This window comes from Halosimplex salinum (assembly GCF_003730195.1).
In the GTDB taxonomy this organism is placed as follows: Archaea; Halobacteriota; Halobacteria; order Halobacteriales; family Haloarculaceae; genus Halosimplex; species Halosimplex salinum.
Window position 1 is genome coordinate 21216 of sequence record NZ_QWGG01000004.1, and the last position, 17472, is coordinate 38687.

The following is a 17472-nucleotide window of genomic DNA, read 5'->3' on the forward strand; positions in this document are numbered from 1 at the left end:
ACAAGTACGTACATAGAGACGTACACAAGTACGTACATAGAGACGTACACAAGTACATACCCAGAGACGTACTGCCGAATGCTTGCCATCCTCATCCCAGTGCCGTCACTGAGAGATTCGAAAGCACCGAGTTAGTTGGACGAGGGGTGAACAGTCTCCCCTTCTCGGTCAAGAATTTCCTTTTCGACGAGACGATCGATCCCAGCAGACACCGCCTCCTCGTCGCCAACGGAGAGCTCTCGGACGTTCGAAAGAACACGTTCGCTGATCGCGCGTGGACTCCGAAGACCCTCATCGACCGCTTCCAAGATACCGTACTCAACTTCGAATTCGGTTGCGAACTCCGACACGCGATCCGTAAACGAGGATGGCAGCCCAGAAAGCGACTGTACAGCCACCTCGATAGTAAACAACGGGTGAGATTGATTACGGATATGCGTCGCTTCAATTGACCCCGTATTGAACGGGCGCTGTTCCTCAATCTCGTTGAGGATCACTTCGTAGGCAAGTCCACGCTGCGCGTACGTCCGCATATCCTCAATGTCGCGTCGTCTGCCAGCCCCTAAGTCACCGCCGGACACTGCCTTCAACAAGAACAAATCCTCGTCAGCGAGCACGTACGCCGTTGCATACTCCCCTGTCCAGAACTCGTCCGCCCGGTCGTGCATGCTCTCTGTGATCCAGACTTTCCCGACAACCTGTTGCTCAAACAAGTCAACCCGAAACCCGCGGTCGGGATGGTAGAGCTCAACCGTTTTCCCAACCCCTTCGAATGACGCGGTCGGCTCACCCGTCACCTGAAACCCTTGTTCTTGAAGGGCGTGATAGACGTGTTCGAATTCGGTTGGCACGCCGAGGGCCAAGTCGATATCTTCGGTTTGGTCTTTCAGCCCGCGAACTGTCATTGCAGACCCGCCAAGGAGGTACACGTCCACCGATTCTGAGAGCCACTCGTCAAACTCGGCAAGAAACGTCTTGATGGCCTCCTCGCCGCTGAAGACGGTCATTTATACGACTCCATACTGATCTTTCAGCGCCGCGTATTCTTGAGCACTCGGCAAGGGACTTCCCGCCTCCATCTCATCGGCGGCGTCAGTGCCTTCGTCTATGAGACGATACATCCGGGGTATCATTGAGTCCAGACCGTACCAAGTCGCAGTCTCGGTGAGTGTTTCCTGTTCGATTCGTTCCTGTTCGATGAGCAGCATCGCGTAGCTCACGCGTCGGGAGTCAGTGTTGAGGACGAGTGTATGGCAAACGATGTCTGCAAGGGTGAGATCGTCGTCTGGCGCGTACCAGAAGGCGGGTTCTCCTGCAAGGAAGAACTGCAGGCCGTGCGCTTGAAATTCCGCTAATCCAGTCACGTCCCAGTCGTCGGCGTTCTGGAGTTTCTCCGTGTCTTCGGAGGTTTGTACTTGGACGAGCGCGCGTTTCGGGTCACACCACGCAATTGTGGCACTGGGCGCGAGTCGCCGAACACGGTTGCGGTGGCCATGCCTGACGACGGTGTTGGCGAATTCGAGTAAGGGGTGAAGGTCGTCGGCGAGTGCGTACTCTGGGCCGGCGGGCGCGAGCATCGCTCGGTTCTTCAACGGGGATAACGCCTTGTGGACAGCCTGTCGCGTAATTCCTAATCGGTCAGCGATCGTGGTGATGCGGCGTGGTTCATCAAGGTACCAGCAGACCTGTATCGTGGCCGGTGAGAGGAGGTCCGCCCAGTCCACGTGCCCGAGGTTCGATGTCAGGTCCCGGTACGCTTCGACAATCGGATCATCAGAGGCGCGCAGGACACGCTGATTGTGCTGCGCTCGGGACTCGTCCAGTACCCCTTTGTCGAGTAAGTCGTCAACGACGCGGTAGACCTGCTTGCGACTATACCCGGTTTCTGCGGCCAGCTCTTGTGCGGTTGCGTCCGCCCCGGAACTCAGCACGTCTAGAATAGCGAGCCCGGCCTTCGTAAGCATCCTTGTAAACTATATTGTCTTAACAGTTAAAAGAGTTTCCGCATTTTAGTTTACAACCAGCCTCTATACCGTCGGAATCCCCCGGGTGAAGGATTGTGACTTCCAGCCTCTTCTCAGTTGGAACACAGACGAGAATCCGCGCGGGATGCGAAGAGTACTGAGTCGAGTTTAACGAATTGGTCGTGAGGAAATCCTAGGGGGTCGCCCACGCACCGCTCCGTGGGCATTTGAACCGTGAGTATGATGCCGCCTCCCGGATTTGAACCGGGGACAGCTCGATCTTCAGTCGAGTGCTCTCCCAGTCTGAGCTAAGGCGGCGCGCCGTCGTGCGCATCTCCGACTGCGAGGAGGGGAGAAAAAAGGATTTCGAAAGCCCGCCCAGAGCGTTCGGTTCGTTGACCACACGTTACGGCGCCGTTCGGGCGCGCTCAGGGGAGGAAGAGGTCGGCGGCGTCGTACTCCTCGCCACAGTCTCCACAGACGTACGTCGTCCCGTCTTCGGTAGTGACGGTACCGCTACACTTCGGACACGTCGAGCCGTCGATCATGCAACCCGGTCTCTCCCCGGGACACAAAGCCCTTTCTGCTGTGTCGACGTCCGAAGCGGCCGTCGTCCGCGCTGTGCGGCCGATATCCCGCGATTCCGGGCGGTTGACCACGAAGTATTTGTCCGTGGCAGGCTTTGGACCGGTGAATGCATCGCTCGGAGTGGTCCGTGTCGCGTCGCCGCCTCCACTGCGCGGTCTGACCCGTGAGCGACGCCGACGAGCGATTCGAGTTCGCAGGCGACGCCCCGACCCGGGAGTACGGGTCGGTCGCGCTCGCGGTGGCCTGCGTGGTCGCGGCGGTCCTCGCGACGGCGCTGGTCCCCGCAGCGACGTCGGTCGGGCTCGGAGACGCGCCCGCGGAGTCGCTGGTGCCGCTCCCGCCCGGCGCGGAGGGGAGTTCCGGTGACGGGTCTGACGGGTCCGCCGGATCTGGTGCGGGGGCCGGGAACGGGTTCGGCGCGCTGAACGTCGGGGAAGAGACGTCGGTCGGCGGGTCGATCGGCGACGGTGACGGCAGTCCGTTCCGGTCGCAGGACACGGCGGTCCACTTCCAGGTGAGGAGCGAGGAGTCCAGTTACTGGCGGACGGGTGCGTACGATACGTACACTGGCCAGGGGTGGTCGCGGTCGGGGCCGAGCGACGCCACGTCGCCGATCGACGGCGAGCAGGTGCGATACAGGGTGGAACTCGCGCAGTCGGCGCAGTCGGCGCCGACGGTGTGGCGGCCGACGAGTCTCGACGACGCCGAGGGACTCGAACTCACCGACGGTGGACTGGCGCGGGCCGACGGGTCGCTGTCGGCGGGCGAGAGCTACGTCGGAGTGAGCCGGAAACCGCCGCGGGACCCGGAGCTACTGCGGGCGACGGGGCGCGACTATCCCGACGCGATCGAGCGCAGATACACGGAGCTGCCGCCCAGTACCGCGGTGTCGCTCCGGCCGTTCACGAACAACGTCACCGACGGGGCGGACAACCCCTACGAGACGGCGGTCCGGATCGAGGAGTGGCTGGAGACGAACAAGGAGTACTCGCTGAACGTCTCGGAGCCGTCGGGGGAGAACGTCGCCCGCGAGTTCGTCACGAAGATGGACGCCGGCTACTGCGAGTACTTCGCGACGGCGATGACGACGATGCTGCGCTCACAGGAGATTCCGGCCCGCTACGTCGTCGGGTATTCGACGGGCCAGCAGGTCGGGGCAAACACCTTCCAGGTGCGGGGGATGAACGCCCACGCGTGGGTCGAGGTGTACTTCGAGGACGTCGGCTGGGTGCGCTTCGACCCGACGCCGGGGTCCGAGCGCCTCCAGCAGGAACAGGCGGCCTACGAGGACAGCGGCGCGCCCGGAACCTACGCGCCCCAGGAGAGCGGGAGCCCCGGGGAGACGTTCTCCCCCGACCCGGACGCGGAGAACGGCACCGAGACGGACTCCGGGACCGACGCCGCGACCCAGGACGGGCCGGTTGCGACGCCGCCGCCGACGCCCGAACGGCCGGGTGACGACGGCGAGGCGCGAACGCCGACCGAGCCGGGTCAGGAGCCGGCGAGCGCCTACGAGGTGTCGCTGAACCGGACTGCGGTGCCCGGTGCGGTCGTCGAAGTGACTGTGCGAGCGGGCGCCCAGCCGGTCGTGGGAGCGCTCGTCGAGTTCGACGGACGGGGCGTGGGCCGGACGGACCGTGACGGGACGGTCGACGCCCGAGTGCCCTACACGGAAAATCTCACGATCTCGGTCACCGGCGGGAGCACGGTAGCGTCGGAGGCACCGGACGGCGGGGCGGCGAGTCTCTCGATGCCACAATCGGTACCGCCGCCCGACGCTGGCGTGCTGCTCGCCCACGCCCGGGCCGACAACACCACGCGGTCGTTTGCGGTCGAGACGGAGGCGTCGCTGTCGGTCTCCGGCGACGTCCGCACCGGGGAGACGGTTCTCGTCAGCGCGACGGTCGACGGCGTACCGGTCCGGAACGCGAGCGTGACGCTCGACGGCGAGCAGGTCGCGCGGACGAACGACGAAGGCCGAGCGCAGGTCTCGCTCCCGGACTCGACGGGGAACGTGACGCTCGCGGTCGTGCGCGACCCGGTCGCCGGCGAGCGGACGCTCCGACTCGACTCGCTGGCCGTGACGGCGGACCCGGTGTGGCCGCTGCCCGTCGCCGGTACGTCGGTCGAGGTCACCGCCCGACTGGGCAACGAGTCCGTCGCGGGCGTCCCCGTCAGCGTGGGCGGTGAACCGGTCGGCGAGACCGGCGTCGATGGTTCACTCGGGGCGGGGATCCCGCTGGAGTCGTCGGTGTCGATCACCGCCTCGGTGGACGGTCAGACGGCCCGGACGACGGTCGCGAACCCGCTGGTCAACGCCGCTGGCGTCGCTGTCGCCGCCGCCGGACTGGTGGTGGGCGCAGCCGTCGCCCTCGGCGGTCAGTCGGTCGGATTGCGGGCGCTCCCAGGACGGCTCGCGGCGGTGCTACAGGCGCTGACCCGATGGATAGTTCGCGCGTTCGTGACCCTCGCCGTCGCGGCGGCTGTCCGGGTGGAACGGACGCTCGACCACCTCCACGCGTTCGTGACGGGCGAGCGCTCCTACGGGGATACGGCAGACGCGTTCCGTGGATGGATCGCGGCATGGCGGGCACGCCTTCGGGACGGAATCGGACGGTCCGGTCCAGCTGCTGGCGAGTCGGGCGAACCGGGGGCGGAATCCGGTGAGTCCGACGCGGCGCACGTGACGATCCGGGAGGCCTGGGGGCAGTTCCTCGGGCACGTCTCGGTCGGGCGACCGTGGACGAAGACGCCGGGCCAGCTGGCCGACCACGCGGTCGCCGCCGACGGACTGCCGGCGGGGGCGGTCGCGACGCTCCGGGACGAGTTCCGCGCCGTCGAGTACGGGCCACGGTCGCCGGACGACTCCGTTCCGGCGGTCGAAGCGGCCATCGACCGTATCGAGCGAGCGGCCGGCGAGGCGGGACAGAATCCCGGAGACGAAGCCGGTGACGACGGCGACCGCTCGGCGGAACCGGAACCGGAGTCAGAAAACGGAGCAGAGCAGGGAGCGGGTGGTGATTGATGCGCGGGGCGCTCCGCGGCGCGGTCGGCGCCGTCGGCGTTCTCGCGACCCTGCTGGGCGCGCTCGCGGTCGTGGCGCCGTCGTTCGTCGCGGACACGGAGCCGCTGGCGACGCTCGTCGGCGCTGCCTCGGGAGTGGGGCCCCGCGACCTCTTCTTCCTCGGAAGCGCCGCCGTCGGGCTCTACCTCGCCGGGTCGGTGTTGCAGTCACCGGACGCCCGACTCCTCGCTGGCGACGCGGCGGCCAGCGAGCGATTCGACGGGGTCGTCGCCGACCCGCCGGAGTCGGTGACGGCGGCCGACCGGACGGTGACCGGGAACGCCTTCGACGTCGCGGTCGAGCGGGCCTGTGCGGGAGACGAGCGCGCGCTCGAACAGGTCCGCGAGCGCCTCCGGGCGCTCGCCGTCGCGCGCTTCACGCGCGCGGAACGGGACAGTGAGTCCGCGTCCCGGGCCGTCGCGGCCGGCGAGTGGACGGACGACCGGACCGCGGCCGCGTTCCTCTCGGAGGACGACGGCCCCTACCCGTCGATCTGGTCGCGACTTCGACTGTGGCTCGACGCTGAGACGGAACGCGAGCGCCGTATCCGGCGGACCGTCGAAGGGATCGACGCGCTCGGGGACACGCTGGGCGCGGGGAGCGAGGACGGGGGTGTAGAGCGGTGAGTTACGAGCGCGTCTCTCGCTGGCGGGTCGGGGCCATCGCCGCGGCGACGCTGGTCGCGCTCGGTCTGCTGTACGCGTCGCCGCTCCTGCTGGCGGCGACGGTGATACCGCTCGGGTACGTCGTCTACGGCTCGCTCTCGACGGTTTCGCCGGAGGCGGCCGTCAGGTTCGACCGCTCGTTCGAGACGGCGACCCCGCCTCCCGGCGAGGCCGTGACGGTCCGGCTCACCGTCGAGAACGACTCGGCCGCGACGCTGCCGGACCTCCGCGTGGTCGACGGTGTCCCGGACGACCTGGCCGTCGTCGAGGGCACGCCCCGGGGCTGCTTCGCGCTCCGACCGGGCGAGTCGGCGACGGTTACGTACGACGTGGTGGCCAGACGCGGCGACTTCCAGTTCGCCGACCCGCTCGTGCGACTGCGACCGCTCTCGGCCGGCCGGGTCGTCACGGAGACGGTTCCGGCGGCGGGCGAGACGACGCTCTCCTCGCTGGACCCCGTGTCGGCCGCGCCCGTCGGGTCGGTGACGACGGCGCGGACGGGGACACACCCCGTCGACAGCGGCGGCGAGGGCCTCGAATTCCGGTCGACTCGCGAGTACCGGCCGGGCGACTCGATCAACCGGATCCACTGGCGGCGCTTCGCGAGGACCGGGGAGCTGACGACCGTCTCGTTCCGTGAAGAGCAGGCGATACGGGTGGTCGTGGTCGTCGACGCCCGGCCGGTCGGCCGAGTCAGGCCCCGTGCCGGGACCCCGACGGCGGCGTCGCTCGCGGGCTACGCGAGCGAGCGGATCTACGAGACGCTCGCCGAGGAGAACGTGACGACGAGCCTCGCGGCGTTCGGCGTCGACGGGGCCGACCCCTCGGTACCGACCGGCGCCGGCCCAGTGCCCTGGGTCGACGGCGAGCGCGCGAACGCGACGGCGGTCGCACGGACCGTCTTCGAGGCCGTCCGACAGGTCGCCGACGACTCCGACGGGGAGGCGGGCGTCGGCGGTCGGGGCGACGGGACGCGGCGGGCGACCGACGCTCCCTCGGTCGGTGGACGAGGGCGACCGACGGGCACGGGTGCGACTGCCGATGGACAGGGCGCGTCGGAGCCGGCGCCCGCCGGGGCGGCGAGTCCCCCGGAGGCGCCCGCGCCGGACGGCGGCGCCGACGACGTTCGGATGCTGCTCTCGCAGTTCCCGGGGACGGCACGCGTCCTCTTCGTGACGCCGCTGCTCGACGACTGGCCCGTCTCGTTCGTCCGGCGGCTCCGCCGGCGCGACTACCCGGTGACCGTCCTCAGTCCCGACGGGACCGGCTCGGACTCCATCGGCGGGACGGTCGTGGCGCGCGAACGCGACGTCCGCCTCGCCGACCTGTCCGCGACCGGCGCGACGGCCGTCGACTGGGACCGCACGGAGTCGATCGAGGTCGCACTCTCCGCGGCGCTCTCGAACCTGTCCGGGGGGCCCCATGACTGACCGACCGGCCCAGGGCGAGGCGGACGAGCGCCCGTCCAGTCCGCTCGCGAAGAGCGACGCTACCGCGGGAGCGTCCGCGTTCGAGCGCCCGTCGCGAGTGAGCGCTGCGATAGTCCTCGTGGTGTCGATGGTGGCCGCGGTCGCGTTGATGGCGCAGGTGGGGCCGACGCTGTCGGTCGTGGTCGCGGTGGTCGACGCGGCGGCGTTCGCCGGGAGCCTGTGGCTCGTCGGTCGCGACCGGTGGCGCACGCTGGCGACGACGACTGCCGGCGTGCTCGCGCTGTTCGTCGGCGCGGGCTTCGCGTTCGCGGTCGGCTACACGTTCCTCGCCCTCGTCGCGTCGCTGTTCCCCGTCGCGTCGATCGACCAGATCCGGCCGCGCGGACTCAGGATCGTCAGCGCGTCGCTCGTCGTCCTCGGCGGGACCGTCGCCGCGGTCGGCGCTCTCTCGACGCTGTCGGACGCTCTCCACCCGGAGCGAGCGTGGGCACACGCGAAGCTCACGGTGAAGACGTTCGTCGTCCCGCTGCTGGTCGCCGCGCTCGTGTTGCTGTCGACGCTCCTCGACCGACTCGGCGAGACCGGCGACACGCCGGTGCTCGGCGGGCCCGCCGACGCGCTCGGCGGCGTACTCGACGCCTTCCTCTCGCCGGTCCCCGGGCGCACGCATCTGCTCACCTTCTCGCTGCTCCTCGGGGCGGCCGCGGTAGCGGTCGCTCGCGGCGTCCGGTCGCTCCCCGCTGAAGAGCTGTCGACGCCGCGAACGGACGACCGCGTCGAGCGAGCGCTCGAATCCGTTCGTGCCGCCGCTCGGCGGATCGCCGTCGTCACCGCGTTCGTTCTCCCGGTGACGCTGGTCGAAGTCGTCGTCCAGCCCGCGGACCTGCGAGCGCTCGTCACGCCGCCGGTGTACGGGCTCCTCACCGCAGTGACCGCCAGCGGCGTCCTCCGTCTCCTGCTCGTCGGGGCCGTCGTCCTCGGCGGCGGCGCGGTCGCGACGACCGTCCTGCTCCGCCGAACGGTTCGGACGGAGGCGCGGGACGTGGCGCTCGCGCTGACGCCGTTCCTCGGTGGCGCGACGGTCGTCGCGCTCGCCGTCGCGCTTCACGGGGCCGTCCTCCCGCCGACGCTGGAGTTCGTCACGGCCGCCCTCCCCGGGGAGTTCGCGACCGCGTTCTCCCGCCAGTCCGGCGCGATCGTCGAGTTCTACGGGTCGCTCGCGGTCGTCGTCACCGTCGCCGCGATGCTCGTCGGGATGACCGCTCTGCTCTCGCTCACTCTCGCGCTGGTGTCGGCGGTCGGCGCGCTCCCGGAGACGGCGCCCGCGCCGGCGCTGGCCGCCGCCGGGACGTTCGTCGCCGCCGCCTTCGCCGCCGGTGCGGGCGTCGGCGCACCGCTCGTCCTCGGCGGCCTCGTCGCCAGCATCGTCGTCTGGGACGCCGGCGAGTTCGGCGCCACGCTCGGCCGTGAGATCGGTCCGAGCGCCGACACCACCGGCCCGGAGTTCGTCCACGTCGGCGCCTCCGTCGCAGTCGGCGCGCTCGGTGCGCTCGGCGCGGTCGCGGTCCACCGAGTCTCCACGGCAGCGACGCTCACGGACGTGACTACGATTCCCTTCGCCCTCGCCGTCGTCGTCGCCGGCCTGCTCCTCCTCGTCGTCGCGCTCCGGTGAGGGGTCTGTCAGCCCTCACTCGGTCGCTCCGCCGCTCCGCCCTGTGCCCGTGAGCCTACCGTTCGTCGACGGCCGGCACGGCCACGCTGTCGAGCACGTCGTCGACGACGGACGCCGGGTCGGCGCCGCGGACGCTCGCCTCCGTCGTCAGCACGAGTCGGTGTGCGAACGTCGGGTGGACGACGCGCCGGACGTCCTCGGGGACGACGTACCCTCGCCCCTCGATGACGGCCGCGGCCCGCGCGGCCTCGAAGAGTCGCTGGACGCCGCGGGGCGAGACGCCCACGTCGACGCGGTCGTCTTCGCGCGTCGCCCGGCCGAGTTCCACCACGTAGTCCCGCAGTTTCCCGTCCACGGAGACGGTCTCGGGCACCGCCTGGAGCGCCCGCACCGTCTCGAGGTCGACCACCGGGTCGACGCTCGGCGACTGCGACGTGCGGTCGGCGCGGCGGTCGATGAGCGTCCGCTCGTCGTCGTAGCCCGGATACCCCATCGCGAGTTTGAACACGAACCGGTCGCGCTGTGCCTCGGGCAGGCCGAACGTGCCCTCCTGTTCGATCGGGTTCTGCGTCGCGATGACGAAGAAGGGGTCAGGGAGCGCGGTGGTCTCGCCGTCGACCGTCACCTGTCCCTCCCCCATCGCCTCCAGCAGCGCGGCCTGCGTCTTCGGCGGCGCGCGGTTGATCTCGTCGGCCAGCACGACGTTCGCGAACACCGGCCCGGGGACGAACTCGAACTCCCCGGACCCCTCGTTGTAGACGTTCGAACCGGTGATGTCGGAGGGGAGCAGGTCGGGCGTGAACTGGACGCGCGAGAAGGACAGGTCCAGCGCGCTGGCGAATGAGTGTGCGGTCAGCGTCTTCCCCGTCCCGGGGACGTCCTCGAGCAGCACGTGCCCCTGTGCGAGCACGCCCGTCAGGACGCTCTCCAGGAAGCGGTCCTCGGCGATGACCGCCTCGCCGACGGCGTCGAGAATCCGCCGACAGGTGGCCCCGGCCTCGTCGTAATCCATACTCGCGTTCCGGGACGGCCCGACCAAATGTTTTCGGCCTCTGGATCTGACGAGTCGACGAGAGTCACTGCAGCCGCTGAGTCGAACGAGCCCGCTAACAGCGTGAAAGCCCCCGTGCTCTGCGGTCCCGGGCCTCGCTGCGCGCTTCACTCGCTACGCTCGTTGCAGTGCTTGTGTCGGCCGGGTTCCCGCAGAGCACGGCCCCTTTCATTCCCGCCCACACAGACTGATCACACAGCCGATGCGGGTGGGAATGAAAGGGGCGACCCGTTCGACCCGGCCCGGACGAAGCAAGCACGTGAACGGAGTGAGTGCGCGCAGCGAGGCCCGGACGGTCGAACGGGTCGGGGCTTTCACGCTGTTCGTAGTACCACGAGCGTCTGCGTTCGCGGTCAGGTCTACGTGTATCGAGCGTCGACTCGACGGTCCACTACCACTCTGCGTCGACCAGGTCGTCGAGCCGGTCGAACGCGATACGCTCGCGCTCGCCGCCGCAGGATTCGACGACGCCCTCGAAGTACGCCAGCCGCTCCAGCAACTCCTGCCGGTCGAACCCGGCCACGTCGAGTCGCGAAGCGGCCACGGTCGCCTCCACCACTGCGTAGAACCCGCGATTCGTCGTGGGAACGACCCGCCGTTCGACGCCGCTGTCGACCGGTTCGAGGTCCCAGGTGACGATCTCTGTGTCTCCCTCGTGGGAACTCCCGGCACGCTCGACCTCCACTTCGACCCAGGCGTCGGCGCTGTCGAGAACGGCGTCGTCCTCCTCGCGGATCGCGAGCGCGGCCTCGACGAAGTCGACGGGGTCGCGCGTGAACTGGACGTAGCCGCCGCCGCGCTCGCGGAAGTTCCGCCAGGTGCGCGTCCGGCCGTACGTCTTCGCCGTGACGGGGTCGCCGGCGTGGAGGCCGAGCGCGGCGACGTTCCAGCGGTCGTTCGGGCCGAGCGTGGTGACGACGGATTCGGTCACTCCCGAGAGGGTCACGGGCCACTCCCCGCTGGCCTCTTGCTCGGAATCACCGCTCATACGTCCATCCCGCGCTCCAGCGCGACGAACAGTCCGGCCGCGACGATATCGGCGGTCGTGCCGGGGTTGATACCCTCGTCGACGAACTCCTCGGCGAGCGCCTCCGGGTCGATCTCACCGTCCAGTGCCGCCTGTGCCCGCTCGGTGACCGCCTCCGCGGTCGCCCGGTCGTGCTTCGTCGCGACGAACGTGTCGCCCTCGCTCGCGAGTAGTTCGAGGAACGTCCGGGCGGCGCGGTCGGCGACCGGTCCGTCCCCCGACTGGATCGACTCGGCGGCCGCGAAACTCCGCTCGAACCCCTCCACCCACTCGCGAGCGACGCCGTCGCGGTCGGCGGAGCGCTCCATGATATCCTGCAGAGTCAGTTCGCGCTCCGCCAGTACGGGGACGGCGTCGCTCCCGCGGCGCACGTCCAGCGGTTCCATGCCCTCGGGCGGGTCGTCGACGGCCACGTCGACCGCCTCGAACGCCCGGTAGAAGTTCGCCGCGTCGGCGACGGTCGTCCCCTCGACGACGGCCGAGGCGCGGTCGGGCGAGAGCGCCCGCTCGTCGTCACCCGCGGCGACGACCAGCGGGACCTGGAGGAGGACCGCGCCGAATTGCGTGTTCCCGCCGCGCTGGTCGCTCATCCCATCGATAGCGTGCAGGAACGACTCGCCGAGCGGGTCGCCTGCCGCGGCCCGTTCGAGTCCGGGTCGCGCCCCGACGGCGCCGGCGAGGAAGTGCTCGAACCGCAGGTCCGGGTACTCCCGGTGGCGGTCGACGTTTCCGGGCTTCGGCGTCCCGGTGACCTCCAGCAGGAGCGCGAGTTCGGCGTTCTGCGCGGTGCTCCTCACGACTCGGACCCTCCGGGCCCGGTTGCTCTCGGCTCGACCGCGGGCGCGCCGCGTCGACTCTCGTCGCGGCCGTCGCCGTTGCCACCGCTCCCGTCGAACCACTCGTCTACCGCGTTTCGGACCCTGCGGAGGACGCGCGGGTCGTCGCTCGGCCGGCCGACGCTGACGGCGTCGGCGCCGTAGTCGAGGTACTCGCGGGCCGTCGCTCCGTCGCGGACGCCGTTGTTGGCGACGACGAACGCGTCGGTCGCCGCGACCACGTCGCCCACCACCGCCTCCGAATCCATCGCGTCGACGTGGAGCATGTCCGCGCCAGCGTCGTCGAGACGGGTGGCGACGGCGGGCAGGTCGACGCCGGGGAGTTCGGTCCTGATTTTGACGCTCACCGTCGCACCGGTCTCGGCGGCGGCGCGGACGTACTCGGCGAGCCGGTCGGGATCCCGCAAGAGCGATTCGCCGGCGCCGGCGGCACACATCTCGTCCTGTCGGCAGTGGGCGTTGATTTCGAGGATCGCCCCGTGGTCGGCGCAGACGGTGGCGGCCTCTCGGATGGGGCCCGGTTCGCTCGCACGGACGTTGTACGCCGACCGCAGGGGCGCGTCGGTGAGGGCGGCCAGCTGATCGTCGACGAACGCGAGCGGATCGTCGGGGAGGAACTCCTCGCGGTCCCGGTCGAGCATCTCGCGGGCGGCCGCCCTGGTGGGCTCGTCGAGCGCGATTCCGCCGAGGAAGGCCGCGCCGGCGAACTCGTCGGCGGCCCGCGCCCACTCGGCGTCGGCTTCGCCGCTCAGGCTCGCGAGCGCGAGCCGGGGTTCGAAGAGGCTCTCACTCCCGTCCGCGGTCATTCGACTGCCTCCAGCGCGTCCGCGACGGCCCGCGCGACACGGGTCGCGTCCTCCTCGTCGTCCATCCGCGTGTCGGTGCGGACGACTGGTCGGTCGAGGTCGGTACCGTCGTCCTCGTCGAGGACGAACGCGTCGGCGAAGGGGTACGCTTCGTCGACGCCGGCCGTGCTGGCCTCGTACCCTTCGGCTTCCAGCAGGTCGTCGGCCGGGCCGGAGAAGACGGTGTCTTCGACGAACGGCGAGACGGCGACGACCGGCGTCTCGGCCAGCGCGTCGGCCACGCCGTCGAGCGCGAGCATCGGCCCGAGGCTCGTGATCGGGTTCGACGGCCCGATCACGACGGGGTCGGAGAGCGCGTCGAGCACGGCCGGCGTCGCGCTCGCGTCGCCGGCGCCGCGGAACTCGACGCTCTCGATGGTTGGTTCGCCGCCGCGGGCGACCCAGAACTCCTGGAAGTGCATCGGTCCCTCGGCGGTGTGGACGATGGTCGCCACCGGGTCGTCGCTCATCGGCAGCAGGTCGACGGTCAGCCCGAAGGCGTCGGCGAGCGTCCGCGTCGCTTCCGTGAGCGTGTGGCCCTCGTCGATCAGACTCGTCCGCGTGAGATGGACGGCGCGGTCGGCGTCGCCGATGTGCATGAACTCGCCGACACCGGAGAAGCGGCGCCAGCGGGCGATCTCCCGCCCCGCGGTCTGGCGGTCGTCGTCGAGGTATCGGGGACCGGGTTCGAGCCCGGCCGAGTCGGCCAGCGAGACGAGTTCCTCGTGAGTGGTCGCGGAGTCGTCGGCGATACCCCACCACAGCTCGCGGTCGAGGCGCCCGCCGCGGAGATAGAGAACGGTGTCCACGTCCGGGCAGACGAGGTGGCCGCCGAGTTCCACGTCGTCGCCGGTGTTCCCGACGACGGTCGTCTCCCGGGGCTCGAACACTGCGTCGGCGCCCGACAGGAGCTTCGGCGTGCCCGTCCCGCCGGACAGAAACGTCACCATACCCCGGCTACGGGTGACCCCGGGCTAAAACTTTGCGTCCCGGCCGCCACATCGATGAACTCGACACCATCGTATTCAATAATCGGACTAGTGATTTTCACTCCTCATTTGATATTGTGCCATTCCCAGCCCTCTTGTCCAGTTCCCGAGTGAATCGTTTCTCTTTTGCCGTCTGATTCCGCTCTGTGTTCCAGTACCGCTCGGTGAACTCTGTCGGCTCGATCTGTCCAGTGTAGTACTCACGGGTCAGTGACGTGTTCACGTGAAGCGTCTTCGGAGTCGCCCCCGTATTATTAACCTCCGCAATCCGCAATTTTTTCGGGATTTTTCCGTCGATATTCCCGTTGTCGTAGTGGGCAACTGCTTGTGCGTACCCCGACGTGACGAGTGTGTTCACTTCTTTAGCTCGACGGACGTCGTTCTCCGATCGTGCAGTCAGATTTACTACGAGGAACATCACATCGTCTTTCACGATACTTGACCCTCGAAGTCTCAACGGTACCTCAGCGTCCACTCCCGCTTCTCCGAGTACCACACTGACGAACTCGTCAAATTCGCCGTTCGGACCTCCTATTGGAGTCGCAGTTAGAGTCGGCGTCGGTGACTCTGCCGGAACCGAAGTTGGTGTCGGGATCGCGGTCGCCGTGGGTGATACTGTCGGGCTCGGAGTTGGAACTGTCGTCGTCGCTGTGTGAGTGATCGTCTTGACTGTCGTGGGCACAACTGTCGAAACCGGATGTTCCGTCTGGGTGGTTGTCTCAGGGCCCGTTCGAGACTCACTTGGTGTGATATCCACTCCTGAGAGAACGACAGATGCGGCGACGATACTGAAAATGAGAACGACCGCCGCCGCGAGGACGACAACACTACTGACTGCCCGCTCGTTCGCCCATGGTCTCTCTTTGTGCATTTGTACTGTCTCCGTAGATACTCAGAACCCCGTCCCGGGGGATCCATTACTGGGAGGGACGCGACCGCTCTGAGTGTTTGTGTTAGTTCCGTCACTTTCGCTACTATCGTCCCCACTGTCGTCGCTACCCCCTGTATCGGAACCACCCAATCCAGCGATGTCCAAGAAGCTGGTGGGGCCCGCTCCTTCGTCCTCACTGGGAGTGTCGTTCGAGCTATCCGACATTGTCGCCACATGGGCAAGGCTTTGGATTCCGTCCTCTAGAGTACCGTTCTCGTTTACCTCAGCAGTTGGGTCGACGTTCACAGTATCGACGCCGACCGCTTCTTTGTACGCCTCCTGACTCTCGAACTTGGCGACGCCGTCCGTCGAGTCGTACGTGACGCCGTCGTTGTTTGCAGCGAACGCTTCGTCGAGCGTCACGCCGGCCCACTCAACCGACCCGTCGTTGTCGGCGTCGGAGATGGTGATCCCGTTGCTGTCGAGGGTCATTCGGTCGTTGTCACAGTAGGTCCCGTCGTCTTCGCCGAACTGCGAGCATCCCTCGCCACTACTGGCGGCCGCGCCGCTACTGACCGGCGACGCTGCAGTCACCGTCACGTTCGTTCGGGCCGTTCGCTGGCGGCCCAGGCGGTCGACCGCTGTCACGGCGATGGTGACGGTCCCATCGCTGGTGAACACCTCCGAATGATTGGTAGTCGCGCTCGCGCCGGCGACGGCCGTCCGATTCTCGAACTGGCCGTCGACGCGCCAGACGACCGCGGCCAGTTCCGTCGCACCGGCGGAAACGCTCGCCGAATAGTCGGCGAAGCGCCCCTCGACGACGTCCTTCGGCCCTGAGAGCGATACAGAGGGGCCATCAGACGGTTCGACGTGGACGTGGAGCGTATCCGTCCGGGTCGCGCCTTCGTCGTCGGTGACGGTGATCGTCGCGTTGTACGTCCCGGTCTGGGTGGCGACGAACGACGTTTGGCCGCAGGTCTGGCAGGCCGGCGCCGTGTAGTTGCCATCCGGTTGTTCCAGGCGCCACGCGTAGGTGCGGATCTCCCCGTCTGGGTCGCGAGAGCCGGTCGCGTCCAGATGCACGGTCGTGTTGGCACTGACCGTCTGGTCCAGTCCCGCGTCCGCCAGCGGCGCGTCGTTGTCGCCCGCTGCAATCGCTTCTCCGACGGGTACCCCCGACAGCATCGCGCTCACGACGAGCGCGAGACTCGCCGCCGTCGCGAGGCCCCCCTGTCTCCCCCTCGACATGCTCGTAAGAGGGACTGGCTCGCTCTCGCCTATAAATGTTCGTGGTTCTGAACGTCTCGCTGTCCAGAGTGAGCGGGGCTGGCCGCGGTCGGCGTCAGCGACCGACAGTCGCCGTCGAACCCGCGATCCACCTCCACAATCCTTTTCGCCGGGAGCGACGGAGACGAAGGTATGGACGAAGACGACGTGCTCGACCTGCTCGGGACGGTCGAGGACCCGGATCTCGGAGACGATATCGTCTCGCTGGGGCTGGTCAACTCGGTCGAACTGACCGACGACGAAGTGCGCGTCTCGCTGGCGCTGGGCGCACCGTACTCGCCGACCGAGACGGACATCGCCGGGAAGGTCAGGGAGGCGCTCTCGGACCTCGAACGGTCCGTCGAACTCGAAGCCGACGTCGAGAGCGGACTCGTCGCCGAGGAGTCGGTCCTGCCGGGCGTCGAGAATGTCATCGCCGTCGCTTCGGGGAAGGGTGGGGTCGGCAAGAGCACCGTCGCGGTGAACCTCGCCGCGGGGCTGGCGCAACTGGGCGCTCGGGTCGGACTGTTCGACGCCGACGTGTACGGCCCGAACGTGCCGCGGATGCTCGACGCCGACCAGCAGCCGCAGGCGACGCCGGAGGAGACGCTCGTCCCGCCCGAAAAGTACGGCATGAAGCTGATGAGCATGGACTTTCTGCTGGGGGAGGACGACCCGGTCATCTGGCGCGGACCGATGGTCCACAAGGTGCTCACCCAGCTCTGGGAGGACGTCGAGTGGGGTGGCCTCGACTACATGGTCGTCGACCTGCCGCCGGGGACCGGCGACACGCAGTTGACCCTCCTCCAGAGCGTCCCCGTCACCGGCGCGGTCATCGTGACGACGCCTCAGGAGGTCGCTATCGACGACGCGCGGAAGGGGCTGGAGATGTTCGGCGAGCACGAGACGCCCGTGCTGGGTATCGTCGAGAACATGAGTTCCTTCCGCTGTCCCGACTGCGGGAGCGACCACGCCATCTTCGGAGAGGGCGGCGGCGAGGCGTTCGCCGAGGACGTACAGATGCCGTTCCTCGGCGACATCCCACTCGACCCCGCGGTCCGAGAGGGCGGCGACACCGGCGAACCGATGGTGCTGGACGAGGACAGCGAGACGGGCGAGGCGCTGCGCTCGTTCGTCAGGAACACCGCGAACAATCAGGGGATCGTCCACCGTCGGCGCCACTCGAACTCTCGCTGAGCGG

At 68.4% G+C, this 17472-nt stretch carries 14 protein-coding genes and 1 tRNA gene; 5 read left to right on the forward strand and 10 right to left on the reverse strand.

Features of this window, described 5'->3' with window-relative positions:
- Positions 1–131: 131 nt before the first annotated feature.
- From D1409_RS11375 to D1409_RS11385, 3 genes are all read right to left on the reverse strand, one after another.
- Positions 132–1007 (reverse strand): hypothetical protein, encoded by an 876-nt coding sequence (locus D1409_RS11375; RefSeq protein WP_123537114.1) that lies wholly within the window; start codon positions 1005–1007, stop codon positions 132–134.
- Positions 1008–1964 (reverse strand): winged helix-turn-helix transcriptional regulator, encoded by a 957-nt coding sequence (locus D1409_RS11380; RefSeq protein ID WP_123537115.1) that lies wholly within the window; start codon positions 1962–1964, stop codon positions 1008–1010.
- A 244-nt stretch (positions 1965–2208) separates the two neighbouring features.
- Positions 2209–2282, reverse strand: a tRNA-Phe gene (locus tag D1409_RS11385).
- Positions 2283–2715: 433 nt separating this feature from the next.
- On the opposite strand from D1409_RS11385, the gene D1409_RS11390 reads away from it, so the two are divergent.
- The 4 genes from D1409_RS11390 to D1409_RS11405 are packed head-to-tail and all read left to right on the forward strand — an operon-like array spanning position 2716 to position 9383.
- On the forward strand, positions 2716–5577 hold the full coding sequence (locus D1409_RS11390; RefSeq protein WP_123537116.1) for a transglutaminase domain-containing protein: 2862 nt from the start codon (positions 2716–2718) through the stop codon (positions 5575–5577).
- Positions 5577–6242 carry a DUF7269 family protein gene (locus D1409_RS11395; protein WP_123537117.1) on the forward strand — a complete coding sequence of 222 codons (666 nt, stop codon included), beginning with the start codon at positions 5577–5579 and terminating at the stop codon, positions 6240–6242. The genes D1409_RS11390 and D1409_RS11395 overlap by 1 nt, the downstream gene beginning before the upstream one ends.
- Positions 6239–7711 (forward strand): DUF58 domain-containing protein, encoded by a 1473-nt coding sequence (locus D1409_RS11400; protein ID WP_123537118.1) that lies wholly within the window; start codon positions 6239–6241, stop codon positions 7709–7711. The genes D1409_RS11395 and D1409_RS11400 overlap by 4 nt, the downstream gene beginning before the upstream one ends.
- Entirely contained in the window at positions 7704–9383 is a 1680-nt protein-coding gene (locus D1409_RS11405) for a DUF7519 family protein (protein WP_123537119.1), read from the forward strand. The genes D1409_RS11400 and D1409_RS11405 overlap by 8 nt, the downstream gene beginning before the upstream one ends.
- A 55-nt stretch (positions 9384–9438) precedes the next feature.
- Here the strand turns inward: D1409_RS11405 and D1409_RS11410 are convergent, their stop codons facing one another.
- From D1409_RS11410 to D1409_RS11435, 7 genes are all read right to left on the reverse strand, one after another.
- The gene (locus D1409_RS11410) at positions 9439–10395 is read right to left on the reverse strand and encodes an AAA family ATPase (RefSeq protein ID WP_123537120.1); all 957 of its coding nucleotides are present in this window, start codon (positions 10393–10395) and stop codon (positions 9439–9441) included.
- 430 nt (positions 10396–10825) lie between these two features.
- Entirely contained in the window at positions 10826–11422 is a 597-nt protein-coding gene (locus D1409_RS11415; RefSeq protein WP_123537121.1) for a DUF447 domain-containing protein, read from the reverse strand.
- Positions 11419–12258, reverse strand: a complete 840-nt coding sequence (locus tag D1409_RS11420) for a triphosphoribosyl-dephospho-CoA synthase (RefSeq protein ID WP_123537122.1) — start codon at positions 12256–12258, stop codon at positions 11419–11421. The genes D1409_RS11415 and D1409_RS11420 overlap by 4 nt, the downstream gene beginning before the upstream one ends.
- A complete protein-coding gene (locus D1409_RS11425) occupies positions 12255–13103 on the reverse strand; it encodes a tRNA-dihydrouridine synthase (RefSeq protein WP_123537123.1) in 849 nt (282 codons plus the stop codon). The genes D1409_RS11420 and D1409_RS11425 overlap by 4 nt, the downstream gene beginning before the upstream one ends.
- Complete coding sequence (cofD, locus tag D1409_RS11430; RefSeq protein WP_123537124.1) at positions 13100–14092, reverse strand: 2-phospho-L-lactate transferase; 993 nt, start codon at positions 14090–14092, stop codon at positions 13100–13102. The genes D1409_RS11425 and cofD overlap by 4 nt, the downstream gene beginning before the upstream one ends.
- A gap of 97 nt (positions 14093–14189) precedes the next feature.
- Positions 14190–15002, reverse strand: a complete 813-nt coding sequence (locus D1409_RS24505) for a hypothetical protein (RefSeq protein ID WP_164471653.1) — start codon at positions 15000–15002, stop codon at positions 14190–14192.
- Between the two features lie 21 nt (positions 15003–15023).
- Positions 15024–16253, reverse strand: coding sequence for a PKD domain-containing protein (locus tag D1409_RS11435; RefSeq protein WP_123537125.1), 1230 nt, complete (start codon positions 16251–16253; stop codon positions 15024–15026).
- Between the two features lie 171 nt (positions 16254–16424).
- Between D1409_RS11435 and D1409_RS11440 the strand changes: the two genes are divergently transcribed.
- Positions 16425–17468: an Mrp/NBP35 family ATP-binding protein gene (locus D1409_RS11440; RefSeq protein WP_123537126.1), complete on the forward strand. Its 1044-nt coding sequence runs from the start codon at positions 16425–16427 to the stop codon at positions 17466–17468.
- The last annotated feature ends 4 nt before the right edge of the window (positions 17469–17472 follow it).